Consider the following 15,685-nt stretch of genomic DNA (forward strand, 5'->3'; position numbering starts at 1 on the left):
TTGTATAATTAATCAATAGTTACATTAAAAAGATAACAAGTTTAGTCTAGTCTCTTTGACGCGTATTTCACGCACTAAATAACCCTAATTATCATTTTCTGTCTAATGCACTATTAATGGTGATGATCGGCCATGGGATACCCAAACGCTTTTGCCGAGCTATGTTGTATCCCACAAGCAACGATCAAAGACGGTGACTTTCCAACAGGATCGGCAATGAGCCATGGGTCGATATCGATTCTGACACTGTGACGAATCTTCGAGCACTTTTCTACGCATGATTCTCCGTCCAATCGTAATGAACAATCATCGAATGGTCATGCTGAAGAAGGTCATCATGATGTTTGTGATGGTCATCGGCAGAGTTTGTTTCCGCGCCATCAGCATCAGCAACAATTAAACCATGCTCATCCAATACTGGTGCTTTGTCAGAATTCAAAACCAAATCTAGGTCTTGGGGTAATGCTTGATCGCCCGATTGATGCTGAGGCTCATTAATACCTAACTGATCTAGGTACGCTTGTGCGCCTGTATGAGGTGCATGGTTTGATGCTAAGGCTTCAAGAGTCACCGTCTCCACTGGCGCATCTAGCATTGGTTCGTCAGCAGTAGGTGGCGGTGGTGCAGGTTGAGACGGTAACGTATCAACATGCAGTGATGCCGTAGCCGGTACATTGCCTCCATTGCCGTCTTCAACGTTGTAGCTAAATTGGATGTCGCCAGTAAAGCCTTTATCAGGTGTGACAGTCCAAGTACCGTCATGATTATCAGTCACTTTTGCATGCTGCGCAGTTAGTTGAGAGATCATCAAATCAGCATCTGTATTATCGGGATCGGTTACACTCGCCAACAATGCAGCCTTCACTAACGTTACTGGCGAATCTTGAGTGATATTTCCCAAAGGAACACTCCCTGAAACAGTTGGCGCATCATTTTCACCCGTAATAGTAACGTGCACATCATATTCGGTCCCATCCTTGGTGTGTACTGTCAAAGTATCTACCAAAGTATCACCAACATTTAGAGCTTTCACCGCAGGGTTTTGCTTATCAGTTAAGGTGTAACCCCAGTGGCCGTGCTCATCGATACCCAAAGTACCGTATGTACCATGTAGTCCAGTTTCTGCTAGGAAGCCTTGTTCGCTTGCTCCATCTGGATCTTGCACTGATAGCTCTGCAGCAGCCGTGCCACTTAGTGAGCTCTCACTAACCATGCCTTGGCTTACTTCAGTTATCACTGGTTTATCATTCACAGCCGCCAAGTGCATGGTTGCAGACTGTGCTACTGAGCCACCATTACCATCTTGTATTTGATAGCTAAACACTACTGGGCCATGGTAGTTGGCCTCAGGTGTATAAACCCAATGACCGCTTTGTTCGCTAACACTGCCATGATCCACGGTTAAACCACTGATATCTAAATTGTCTCCATCTGCATCGCTGGCACCTTGTAGCAAATCAGCATCCACAATTTGGATTCCAACTTGGTCTTCATCACCAGCAGGCAAAGTCACTATGTGAGCAACTACTGGTACGTCATTTATTGACACCAATTGCATAGTTGCAGTTTGTGCTACCGAGCCACCATTACCATCTTGTACTTGGTAACTAAATACTACTGGACCATGATAGTTCGCTTGTGGCGTAAAGTTCCAATGATCACCCACTTTGGTAACTGTGCCGTGGTCAGCCGTAACAGTGCCAACAGACAGGCTATCACCCTCTACATCACTCGCTCCTTGTAATAGTTGAGCTTGAGTGATCTGAATACCTGTTTCATCTTCATCAGCGTTAGCAAGTGTTACTACACTGCTGACAGTTGGTGCATCGTTAGCACCATGAATGGTTACAGTGACATCATGCGCGGTGCCATCTTTTGCCATTACAGTAAAGGTTTCAGTTAGTGTTGCACCTGCTGCTAATGCCTTAATCGCATGGTTATTATTGGCCGCGTTATAACTCCAGTGACCATTGGTTTTTAGATTAAAGGTGCCGTATGTGCCTTGCTGGGGTTGAGCTTGGAACTTAGCCTCTCCATGATCTGGATCTACAACTGTTAATATGCCACTAGTATGTAGTTCGCCATTACTGTTCACATTTAACCCTGAAGTCACTGCTTCATGGGTATCGCCAGCTATAACAGCCGTGTCATTAGTACCTTTTACTGTGATAACAACGTTATGAGTAGTTCCATCAGCCGATTGCACTGGGATGGTATCGGTTTGGGTATCACCTTGGGTTAAAGATTGCGCCTTAGCTGCGTCTAAATCATAGTGCCATTGGCCATACGTACTTAGATGCAGCGTGCCAAATGTTCCAACAATATCACCTGATTGGAAGTGATCTTCACCATTGTCTATGTCGGCAACACTTAGTGTGCCAGATGCTGATATTGTACCGTCTTCGGTAACCGCACCAGTGACACCTCCGCTGATAGTTGCTGCTTCATTTACTCCGGAGAGGGTCACGGACACAGTATGTGATGTGCCATCCTTAGAATATACTGTAAAGCTTTCCGTAACGTGCTGCCCATCAGGAATCGCTTTTACTGCATCCGGGGTGTCAACGTGATATTGCCAGTTACCATCTTTATCAATCTCTACATGACCGTAAGGAGTTTGTTGCAAGCCTGTACCTGCAGTGGTGTTGTCCGGTTGGATATGAGCATCAGCTTTAAAGCTTGCTTCATCGTGGTCTTTATCTGTTACTTGAAGTTGCTGCTGAGCGGTTGCAAAAGTATCAGATAGAGTTGGACTATCAACTACCGTTACACTATCTGGGCCTTTAATTTCAGCCGCATCATTAGTACCAGTAACAACAATCTCAATATCTTTAGGAACACTAACTCCATTATGATTATCTGTAGCGACGACATGCGCTACAACTGTCACCTGTTCTCCTGCTTTCAAATAGTCATAACTACCATGAGTTGCATCAAACGTGTAGTGACCATTTGCATCTAACACAAAACCATCTGGTAAAGTCTCTCCGGGCTGCGGGCCGAAAGTAATAGTACCCGCATCATTGTCAATATCATGTGCCTTTAGGTCACCAGCTATGCCATTCGATTTCCCTTCATTAATGCTTACCGCTGTAACGCCTTCTATGACTGGTGCATTATTCTTGCCAACTAAAGTAACTACAATTTCCTGAGTAGCAGTTCCATCAATTGAAGTGACTGTGAAATGCTCTTCAATCTGTTCATTTTCATGAAGTTGCTGCGCATCTCTACGATTATTATCAACCGTGTAAGTCCAATCGCCGCCCTTAGTGATCATCAAAGTACCGTAATGAGGGCCTGGTCCAGTCGGTGTCAAAGGAGATTTAGGGACTTCGAATCCATTTTCACCTTTGTCAACGTCATGAACTTGAAGTGTCCCTGTTGCAGTAGTTAATTGGGCAGGGGAATTTGCTAAAGGGTCTAACCCAAGCTGTTCTGTAACGCTATCTGAAACTGTAGATGTTGCCGTTCCTGTCGCATGACCTGAAATGGTAGCTCCGTCATTGGTACCCTGTATATCTACCGTCAAATCGTAGGTTGTCTTGTCTGGTGCTCCGTCTCTAGTATGCAGAGTAAAGCTTTCTTGGAACACATCACCGTCACCCAACGCTTGAACATCTTTGGCGTAGTTCTTCATCAAGTGATATTGCCAGTTTCCGTCTCGATCGATCTCTAGATAACCATACTTACCAGCTATGTGACTGTTCGCAACAAAGTGTCCTTCTCCGGTATCTGCATCGGTAATTTGCAAATGGCCAGAAGCAATCTGTTCAGCATTAAGCCCGGCGGCATCCTCTTTTACATGCTCTTTAGTTGGATCAGTTGTTACGTCTTTGAAGGTTGGAATATCATTCACGGGATTTACTGTAATCTCGACAACTCCGTTAGTTGATAGATGTGGGCCATTGTTTGCATCTACGAGACTATCTGTAACCGTGTACTCCAATTCAACTTTGCCATTAAAATTGGTTGCAGGAGTAAATGTATAACCTCCTTGACCATCATGAGTTAGCGTTCCTTGACTAGGATCCTTCAAGTGAACATTTGATAATGACAGATGTTCGCTGGCGCCATCTGTAGCGAAATCGGGGTCTTTTACTACGCCGGAGTCACCTTTCATACCTGAGCCTATGATGTCTTGCTCAGTAAATTTGATTGCCGTATCTTCATCAGTAACACGAGTGAGTTTAGTAACCGTTGGCTTATCGTTTACCGAATCTACATGCAGCGTTGCTGTAACTGTTGTTGATGCAAGCCCATCGGTAATTTCATAGGTAAACACCACATCCCCATGGAAGTCTTGGTCAGGGATAAACTTATAGTTCCCATGCCCAAAATCTTGGAATTTACCGTGAGATTGACCTGTTTGCTGAATGTTTGTTACATATAGCTTGTCGCCATCAGCATCTTGAGCGTTGGCTAAACCGACTAGGTCTAAGCCTTGTCCTGAATGTGAACCAGATACAGGCGTGGAATGCAGGTTAACAGCCTGATCTTCATCTGAATGTTGAAGATCTACTTTTGAGTCAGCCGTTGGTGCGGCATTTCTTCCATGAACAGTGAAATGCACAGGTGTATCAACCACACCACCATGACCATCATTTACCTGAACCCAAGCAGTTACGTCCTTAGTTTGACCTGGAGCTAATCCTTTTATTAAAGGATCACTATTGGAAGGCTGATAGGTGTAGTGCCCATCGCTAGTAATACTAAAGCCTTGCAATGCAGGGTGACCACTCGAAGGAGCGACACCAAATGTGAGATGATCACCATCAACATCCTTGGCTTCAATTTCACCCTTAATCTGCATTGTGTCCACTTCAACGATATGGTTAGTTTGCCAATCGGGTAAAATTTGGGAGTTGGAACCGCTAAGATCACTCACTTGTACATGAGTTTCTCCAGTAATCACAGGTTTATCATTGGTACCATGGATTGTCATGGTAATGACCTGTGAGCCGCCGTGATTACTGGTAATCGTAAAGGTCTCTTGAAGCTTTTCGCCCTCAGCGAGTTGGTTAATTGGATCGCTGTCACCATCATGTTTGTATAGATGATATGTCCAGTGCCCTGGATCGCTAGCGCTAGTCCCAGGGACTACAGTAGCGTAACCATACCCATTACTGCCCTCAATGTGGTTTGAACCAGTGACACCGTGCGGGTTTTCATTCGGGCTATTAGCGGTAACGTGACCTTCACGTGAATCTGGTGCACCTGACCCAGTTTTTGTTGATTCACCCTCCTCCGTAACTTCGCCGGCAATATCACCATGGATAACGTCGACAGGTTGTTGTGGTGGTACCACAACGTTTTGGTTTTGATGGCTATGATGAGGATTAGGGTGATTCGTATTAACCTGAGCATGTTGGTCAACATGCACAATCATATGACCAGTCGCTGTTTCTCGCCCATCTGTTACCGTATATGAGATAGTAACGTTTTTACCACCTGTATGACCGAGGGCAGTCTGCGAAGGATAGAAGGTATAACCGCCTTGGCCATCTTCTTCAATATGGCCAAGTGATTTATCGAGGACAGTTACTTCGGTATGCTGAGTACCGACTTTAAGTACATGTAAAATATCACCGTCTGGATCTGTAGCCGTTTTTATCAATAGGTCTTGATCAAAGCTCAAATGATTTTCACCATGATGTATCTGACCCACAGGCAAAGGGCTACTTATTACTGGTGCATCATTAGTGCCTGTAACAATCAACGAAACGGGTTTGGTTGTCGTTGCTGTCCCATCAGTGACTGTCAAATCAAAAGTTAAAGTCTGAACCTCACCTTCTTTCAAGTGATTGTAAGCAGGAGAGGCTGTATAGAATGAGTAAGAACCATCGGCATTAACAATCAAGCCATCAGGGGGATTCTTGCAACTAAATGCAAGATGATCGCCTGCATCAGGGTCAATAGCTTTGAAAGAACCCGTTACTTGAGTAATCGGATCACCCTGATTTGACTCAGTGGCTCTGATAGGTGCAGCTAATGTTATCTGTGGTGCCTGGTTTGTACCGGTAATATCTATATCGATATCTTTAGTCGTTCCATCTTTGGCTGTAACTGTAACCGTTTCAGTCAGGTGTTGGCCTCCTCCGAGAGCTAAAACTGCAGGATCTTTAAGATTTAGGTGATATTCTAAATGACCTAACTTATCTATGGTTGCAAAGCCATAGGTGCCTCGTATAGTACTGGTAGTTTGAAATTGCTGCTCTTGCCAGTCAGGATCAGTGATGCCTAACTGAGCTGCAGCAATATCATGCCCAGTTTCCGCAGTTACACCAATGCCACCTTGCGGAGCAGTAATTATCGCTGCATCACCCACCGGAGTTACCTTGATATGGGCTGTACCGGAATAAGAACCAGACTGAGTGCCACTTTGACCAAACGCCGAAGTACCAGCATCGGTATAATCAAACGTCAGGCCAACCAGTTTTTCATATCCATTAGGACCAGCGTGACGTGTATTAAAGTCTTGTGCAGGAGTGAATGTCCAAGTGCCATTTTGGTTGTCAACCAATTTACCCGCGTTTGAGTCTGTTAAATGAAGGTTACTAACGACTAACTTAGCACTGGTATCGTCAATATCATTAAGAAGACCACGAAGTTGATCTTCAGTGATAATTAGATCGCCAGAGTCTTCGGCTACTTTAGCTACTAAGCTGTGAACTTGTGCAGGGGCATCGTTGACTGGAATCACGTTAATGGGCCAACCAGTCACTTGTGTGGTGATATCGTGACCTTGCCCATCGACTCTACCATCAGTAACTGTATAACCGATGTGGACTGTACCGTGATAATTCGCATCAGGTACGAACTCATAGTTCCCGTTACCGTGATCAATAATATGCCCATGACCATCTTCAACGTGCACATTGAACAGCGCCAATGGATCACCATCAGGATCCCTGACGTTCTGGTTATGGTCGCCAAGCAGATCAGTAGCGGTGAATTTGAGATTTGTGTCTTCATTAGTCACTAGAGCTGGCATCTGACGTACTACTGGCTTGTCTTCCTGTCCATGAATAATGAAATGCAGTGACTTGTGAACAACACCACCATTGTGGTCATCGACTTCGGTTTGGACATCGAGCTTGCCCTGTTCACCAATTTGAAGCCCTTGATACTTTTCAGCACCAGCGTTTAGCGTGAAGGTTCCATCATCATGTATTTCGAAACCGGCGCGGAGTAAGTCTGAACGAGTTAACTGCTCAACATGTTTACCCTGAGCATCTTGGTAGGTATAAGTGCCTATGACTCTTACCGTGTGTGAGTCACTTCTATCAACATCAGTGAAGTGTACTGTTCCTGATAGCTTTTGATCCTCTTCTAGGTGGAGGTTATCTCCGAAATTAGTGTGTGTTTTCAGTAAATCTCGATGTGGATTGGCAGCACTTGTGCCAACTTGATTCGTTAAATCTGTTATCTCTACACTCTTAAGTACAGGACGATCATTGGTACCTACTATGTTCAGATGTACGGTCTGCTTAGTACTTCCTTTTTGAGGGTCTTCAACGATTACATCAACATCGACTCCTTTTATTTCACCAGCAGCCAAATAATCGAGTGCTTTAACACCAGTCCTAATTTCAATCTTGCCGTCGCTGTCGATCGACATCCACCCAGGATGACCATGTCCAAGTCGATAAGTATGAGTGGTATCATCAACATCCACTAATTTAGGTAATCTAATATGTTGTCTACCCGTACCTTCTGAGAAATACTGGGGACTGTAGGCCGCAAGCACAGGATCATCGTTCGTCCCGTGCACGGTAACAGTAACTTCTTGCTCAACAGGTTTACCCAAAGAATCAGTAACTAATACCATGAAGGTCTCGGTAGGGGTTTGACCGCTTTGAAGCTTCTGTGTATCCGGACCTGAATTATCTAACTGGTAGTTCCAGTGACCATTCTGATCAATGGTGAAGGTGCCATACTTGCCAACGCGGGTCTCCGTACCTGTAGTTGCACCATCAACAGACCAGGTCAATGTACCGTCGTTGTTGTCAAGATCAGTAGCAGTAAGATCACCTGCAATGCTTGGAGTACCGGCATTGGCATTAGCCGTGCCACCGGCCTCAGTAACGGCTCCAGTGTGCGTCCCCTTAATCACAGGAACATCATTCGAACCAGTTACTGTGATCTCTACGCTGTGTTTGACCGGAGTACCCGAAGAGTCAGTGTCGGTAACTTCAAACACCTCTTTGACCACTTCACCTTGTTGAAGCCTATCTGCTGCATGACCTCGAGTATTATCTAGACGATAAGTCCAGCGCCCAGTTTGAGGGTCTATAGCCAATGAGCCATACGTGCCTTGTCCATTAGTCACAGCCCAGTGTGCAGGATCTCCCTTGTCAGTCTCTGTTGCAGTCAAGGTGCCTGAGACACTTGGAGTACCAATTTCAGCTTCCGGATGACGGTGAGAGTCAGGATGAGAACCCGCCTCGACTACACCACCTGAATCTCCGGTATCAGCAATGACAGGCAGGTCGTTGGTACCATCTATGGTAATCACTACCTTATGCTCTGTGCCATCGGCACTATGAACTGTGATTGTGTCGGTTAACGAGTCGGTTGCTTTTAGTTCTTGTATGGCAGTCTGGGAATTATCCGCTTTATAGTGCCAGTTACCATTAGCATCAAGCGTAAGCGAACCATATAAACCTTGAACTGTGCCCGCTTTGAAGTGGTCTTCACCATTGTCTACATCATGAACCATCAATACTCCGCTGGTATAAAGTAGATTCTGATGCTGAGAATCGATTGCCTCTTCTTTCACTCTGCCAGTATCCTGACCCGTGATCTCAGCCTGATCATTGCTACCAGTTACATCGATTGTCACTTGGTGGTCAACAGTAAGGCCCGTTTTATCTGTAACGCGAACGGTGAAGGATTCTGTCACCTGCTGCCCCTGAATCAAAGCTTGGGTAACAGAACGGTCATTATCCAATGTATAGGCCCATTGACCACTTGTATCAACACTCAGATGTCCGTATACACCATCGCCGGCGGCATGACCAGTTAATGGACTTACTATGCTCCAAGTTTGAGAGTCGCCCGCATCAATGTCAGTTGCTGTAAGATGTCCACTAGCGCTTTCAGTACCTGAGATTTTTTGACCACTAAATTTAGAGCCCTTCTCTATCACTGCACTAGAATCGCTATCATGACCAGTCACAGAGATCACTGGTGCGTCTTTGGTACCAGTTATTGTCACTTGCACCTTATGCGCAGTACCATCGAGCGAATGAACAGTAAAGGTATCCGTATGGGTTACCCCCTCTTGCAAAGTCTGGACTCTGTGTTCGTTATCAACCGAATAAGTCCATTTACCTGAACTATCTAGTGTTAATCCACCCCAAGTATCAGAACCTTGAGTGATAGAATCAGCATCGGTTTTAAATGCTGATTCTCCAGCATCAATATCTCGAATTGTTAGCTGTCCACTGGTTTCAAGAGTAGGACTAGTCGCATCCTCTTTAACACCTCCGGTAGAAGAACCACCTATGGTAGGTATGTCATTTTTACCATTGATGGTGATAGTGATATCTTGGTGCGCCGTGCCATCTTTAGACGTCACCGTCACCACTTCCGTTAATGTGTCACCCACACCCAACGCTTGGATGTCGTGATGTTGGTTATTCGCGGTAAACGTCCAGTTGCCGTTCTCATCAATTACTACCGTGCCGTGCGCACTGTGCAACGTCTGAGGCTTGAAGAACGACTCACCCGTGTCTAGGTCGGCTATGTCTAATTTCCCCGCAACACTCAACGTTGGGCTAGTCGCATCCTCTGTTACCAAAGCAGTAGACTTCCCGGTGATTTTAGGCACGTCATTGACACCTTGCACGGTCACCGTCAGTTGTTGCGTCGCCGTACCATCCTGTGACGTGACGGTCGCTGTCTCTGTCAATGTACTGTGTGCACCCAGTGATTGAATGGCCGCTTGCGTATTATCCGCAGTGAACGTCCAATGACCATCCGCGTCTATTTGGAATTCGCCGTGTGCACTCTTCATTGTTTGTGGTTGGAAGTGCGACTCGCCCGTGTCCACATCGCGAATGATTAAGTCACCATTGGTGCTCAATGTCTGCGCATCAGTATCTTCCGTCACACCACCTTTAGCACCTCCACTGATGCTCGGCACATCATTGTTACCATTGATGGTGACGGTAATATCTTGGGTCGCAGTACCATCTTTGGATGTCACAGTGACCACTTCCGTTAACGTATCTCCTGCACCCAACGCTTGTATGTCATGATGCTGATTGTTCGCAGTAAAAACCCAATTACCGTTTTCATCGATAACCACTGAACCATGAGGACTATGCAACGTCTGAGGTTTGAAGAATGACTCGCCCGTATCCACATCATCAATATCCAACTTGCCCGTCACTTTCAGAGTCGGGTTCGTTGCATCCTCTTTGATTGAAGCGGTCGACTTGCCTGTGATGGCCGGTACATCATTCACACCCTGCACCACCACCGTCAACTGCTGCGTAGCCGTGCCATCTTGAGACACCACCGTTGCCGTTTCCGTCAGCGTGCTATGTGCACCTAAAGATTGAATAGCCGTTTGTGTGTTATCCGCAGTAAACGTCCAATGACCGTCCGCGTCTATTTGGAATTCGCCGTGTGCACTCTTCACTGTTTGTGGTTGGAAGTGCGACTCGCCCGTGTCCACATCGCGTATGATTAAGTCACCGTTGGTGGTTAATGTTTGTGGGTCAGCGTCTTCTGTGACAGTCCCTTTCGACACACCACTGATGGTCGGAACGTCGTTGTTACCATTGATGGTGATAGTGATATCTTGGTGCGCTGTGCCATCTTTAGACGTCACCGTCACCACTTCCGTCAATGTGTCACCCACACCCAACGCTTGGATGTCGTGATGTTGGTTATTCGCGGTAAACGTCCAGTTGCCGTTCTCATCAATTACTACCGTGCCGTGCGCACTGTGCAACGTCTGAGGTTTGAAGAATGACTCGCCCGTATCCACATCATCAATATCCAACTTGCCCGTCACTTTCAGAGTCGGGTTCGTTGCATCCTCTTTGATTGAAGCGGTCGACTTGCCTGTGATGGCCGGTACATCATTCACACCCTGCACCACCACCGTCAACTGCTGCGTAGCCGTGCCATCTTGAGACACCACCGTTGCCGTTTCCGTCAGCGTGCTATGTGCACCTAAAGATTGAATAGCCTTTTGTGTGTTATCCGCAGTGAACGTCCAATGACCGTCCGCGTCTATTTGGAATTCGCCGTGTGCACTCTTCACTGTTTGTGGTTGGAAGTGCGACTCGCCCGTATCCACATCGCGTATGATTAAATCACCATTAGTGGTTAATGTTTGTGGGTCAGCGTCTTCTGTGACAGTCCCTTTCGACACACCACTGATGCTCGGCACATCATTGTTACCATTGATGGTAACGGTAATATCTTGGGTCGCAGTACCATCTTTGGATGTCACCGTGACCACTTCCGTTAACGTATCTCCTGCACCCAACGCTTGGATGTCGTGATGTTGGTTATTCGCGGTAAACGTCCAGTTGCCATTCTCATCAATTACTACCGTGCCGTGCGTACTGTGCAACGTCTGAGGCTTGAAGAACGACTCTCCCGTGTCCACATCATCAATATCCAACTTGCCCGTCACTTTCAGAGTCGGGTTCGTTGCATCCTCTTTGATTGAAGCGGTCGACTTGCCTGTGATGGCCGGTACATCATTCGCACCCTGCACCACCACCGTCAACTGCTGCGTAGCCGTGCCATCTTGAGACACCACCGTTGCCGTTTCCGTCAGCGTGCTATGTGCACCTAAAGATTGAATAGCCTTTTGTGTGTTATCCGCAGTGAACGTCCAATGACCGTCCGCGTCTATTTGGAATTCGCCGTGTGCACTCTTCACTGTTTGTGGTTGGAAGTGCGACTCGCCCGTATCCACATCGCGTATGATTAAATCACCATTAGTGGTTAATGTTTGTGGGTCAGCGTCTTCTGTGACAGTCCCTTTCGACACACCACTGATGCTCGGCACATCATTGTTACCATTGATGGTAACGGTAATATCTTGGGTCGCAGTACCATCTTTGGATGTCACCGTGACCACTTCCGTTAACGTATCTCCTGCACCCAACGCTTGGATGTCGTGATGTTGGTTATTCGCGGTAAACGTCCAGTTGCCATTCTCATCAATTACTACCGTGCCGTGCGTACTGTGCAACGTCTGAGGCTTGAAGAACGACTCTCCCGTGTCCACATCATCAATATCCAACTTGCCCGTCACTTTCAGAGTCGGGTTCGTTGCATCCTCTTTGATTGAAGCGGTCGACTTGCCTGTGATGGCCGGTACATCATTCGCACCCTGCACCACCACCGTCAACTGCTGCGTAGCCGTGCCATCTTGAGACACCACCGTTGCCGTTTCCGTCAGCGTGCCATGTGCACCTAAAGATTGAATAGCCGTTTGTGTGTTATCCGTAGTAAACGTCCAATGACCGTCCGCGTCTATTTGGAATTCGCCGTGTGCACTCTTCACTGTTTGTGGTTGGAAGTGCGACTCGCCCGTGTCCACATCGCGAATGATTAAGTCACCATTGGTGCTCAATGTCTGCGCATCAGCATCTTCCGTCACACCACCTTTAGCTCCTCCACTGATGCTCGGCACATCATTGTTACCATTGATGGTGACGGTAATATCTTGGGTCGCAGTACCATCTTTGGATGTCACCGTGACCACTTCCGTTAACGTATCTCCTGCACCCAACGCTTGGATGTCGTGATGTTGGTTATTCGCGGTAAACGTCCAGTTGCCATTCTCATCAATTACTACCGTGCCGTGCGTACTGTGCAACGTCTGAGGCTTGAAGAACGACTCTCCCGTGTCCACATCATCAATATCCAACTTACCCGTCACTTTCAGAGTCGGGTTCATTGCATCCTCTTTGATTGAAGCGGTCGACTTGCCTGTGATGGCCGGTACATCATTCACACCCTGCACCACCACCGTCAACTGCTGCGTAACCGTGCCATCTTGAGGCACCACCGTTGCCGTTTCCGTCAGCGTGCTATGTGCACCTAAAGATTGAATAGCCTTTTGTGTGTTATCCGCAGTGAACGTCCAATGACCGTCCGCATCTATCTGGAATTTGCCGTGTGCACTCTTCACTGTTTGTGGTTGGAAGTGCGACTCGCCCGTATCCACATCGCGTATGATTAAGTCACCATTGGTGCTTAATGTTTGTGGGGCAGCGTCTTCTGTGACAACCCCTTTCGACACACCACTGATGACCGGAACGTCGTTGTTACCATTGATGGTGATAGTGATATCTTGGTGCGCCGTGCCATCTTTAGATGTCACCGTCACCACTTCCGTTAACGTATCTCCTGCACCCAACGCTTGGATGTCGTGATGTTGGTTATTCGCGGTAAACGTCCAGTTGCCATTCTCATCAATTACTACCGTGCCGTGCGTACTGTGCAACGTCTGAGGCTTGAAGAACGACTCTCCCGTGTCCACATCATCAATATCCAACTTACCCGTCACTTTCAGAGTCGGGTTCATTGCATCTTCTTTGATTGAAGCGGTCGACTTGCCTGTGATGGCTGGTACATCATTCACACCCTGCACCACCACCGTCAACTGCTGCGTAACCGTGCCATCTTGAGACACCACCGTTGCCGTTTCCGTCAGCGTGCCATGTGCACCTAAAGATTGAATAGCCGTTTGTGTGTTATCCGCAGTAAACGTCCAATGACCGTCCGCGTCTATTTGGAATTCGCCGTGTGCACTCTTCACTATTTGTGGTTGGAAGTGCGACTCGCCCGTGTCCACATCGCGAATGATTAAGTCACCATTGGTGGTTAATGTTTGTGGGTCAGCGTCTTCTGTGACAACCCCTTTCGACACACCACTGATGGCCGGAACGTCATTGTTACCATTGATAGTGATTGTAATGTCTTGATGCGCCGTGCCATCTTTAGACGTCACCGTCACCACTTCCGTCAATGTGTCACCCACACCCAACGCTTGGATGTCATGATGTTGGTTATTCGCGGTAAACGTCCAGTTGCCGTTCTCATCAATTACTACCGTGCCGTGCGTACTGTGCAACGTCTGAGGCTTAAAGAACGACTCTCCTGTATCGACATCGTCTATGTCCAACTTGCCTGAAACTGATAGAACTGGATCTGTCATATCTTCAGTTACAGTAGCGGTCGACTTTCCAGTAATAACAGGAATATCGTTAGTGCCTGTCACAACGATTCGAACTTGCTGGGAAGATGCCGCACCGTGCTCATCTGTCACTGTTACCATCATTGTTTCGATGTGCTTTTCACCCTGAACCATGTTTTGATGCTTGGTGTTGTCTAGCGTGTAAGTCCAGGCTCCCGTAGTTTTGTCTAAGCCAAATGAACCATATGCTCCAGTTAATTTATCGGGTGTGTAGGTAATTACTGCTCCATTATCAACATCTGTAGCAATCACGGAACCGCTAGCACTCAGATCTCCATCCTCAACAACAGAACCTGTTTGAAACGGGCTTGTAATAACAGGCTTATCATTGGTACCAGCAACCTCAACGGTTACCTGTTGAGTAGTCTTCGCACCATGCTCATCGGCCACAGTGACCAGCATGGTTTCAGTGTGATGCTCACCCTCGGCAAGCGCCTGGTTGCCCTGATTATCTAGGGTATAAACCCACTTACCACTGGCTGAATCTAGAGTGAATTGACCGTATTGACCCTGAGTATTATCCGGGGTGTAAGTCAGTACCGCACCATGATCCACATCCGATGCCGTGACCTGACCGTTGACGAAGAGTACATCGTCTTCTTTGGTCGCTTCATGCTGAACTTGGCTAGTGATTACTGGGATATCATTGGTGCCTTGTACCGTCACCGTTATATCTTGATGAACGGAGACATTGGCAGCGCTGGTAATGGTGACGTGCAGTATCTCGGTATGCGTTTCACCTTGCGCCAGGTTCTGGTGATGGCTGTTATCTAGGGAATAACTCCACTCACCGGTGTCTTTGTTTAAGGTAAACTCACCGTACTGACCATGAAGGTTGTCTGGCGTAAACGTCAGTGGTGCACCCACTTGAGCACTGTGAGCATCGATGGTGCCAGAAGTGTTTACGCTTGTATCCTCAACTACAGTGCCTGTTTCAGGCAAGCCTACAACCGGCGGTGTCATAAATGAGTAGTCTTTATGACCACCTGAATGGGAAACAATCTGAGGTACGGGTGTGGTGGTGAGGTTGCCAAAGTTTTGAGTTGACTGGCCAGTTAAAGGGGTGACTGGTTTGCCGTAATGATGTGGCTGAGAAAAAGAATGATTACCTGTGTTTTCAGTTTGATGCTGTGGCTCATAAAAACCACCAGCAATATAAGGTGCAGGTTCTTGATGAACGGCTTGGCTACTCGTTGTTTCGAGTGGGGTGTATTCTTGATTGTTCGATGTACTCACATATTCTGTGTGCGAAATATCAGAATCAAGTCTATCCGCTAAAGCTTTACCTCCAAAATGATACGAGGGCAAAATAAGCGCTACTGAACGAGGCACATAAGTGGTTGGAATAGAGAATTGGCGAGTCTTCTTTGTTCGATATTGCTGATTCTGTTTTTTAGAATCTTCAGCAACTCGCTTAGTTTTGTCTTCATTTTCCATCAAATATACCGC

Annotated in this window: 1 protein-coding gene; it reads right to left on the reverse strand. The window is 46.9% G+C overall.

What is annotated here, in order from left to right:
• Nucleotides 1-271: 271 nt before the first annotated feature.
• On the reverse strand, nt 272-15,673 hold the full coding sequence (locus D5I41_RS02070; protein WP_119008270.1) for a VCBS domain-containing protein: 15,402 nt from the start codon (nt 15,671-15,673) through the stop codon (nt 272-274).
• Nucleotides 15,674-15,685 lie beyond the last annotated feature (12 nt).

The sequence above is a fragment of the Vibrio superstes genome, assembly GCF_003569005.1.
Classification (GTDB): domain Bacteria; phylum Pseudomonadota; class Gammaproteobacteria; order Enterobacterales; family Vibrionaceae; genus Vibrio; species Vibrio superstes.

Excerpts from the sequence above, each read along its gene's own strand:
- D5I41_RS02070 (WP_119008270.1), bottom strand. The coding sequence starts at position 15,673 with ATGGAAAATGAAGACAAAACTAAGCGAGTTGCTGAAGATTCTAAAAAA.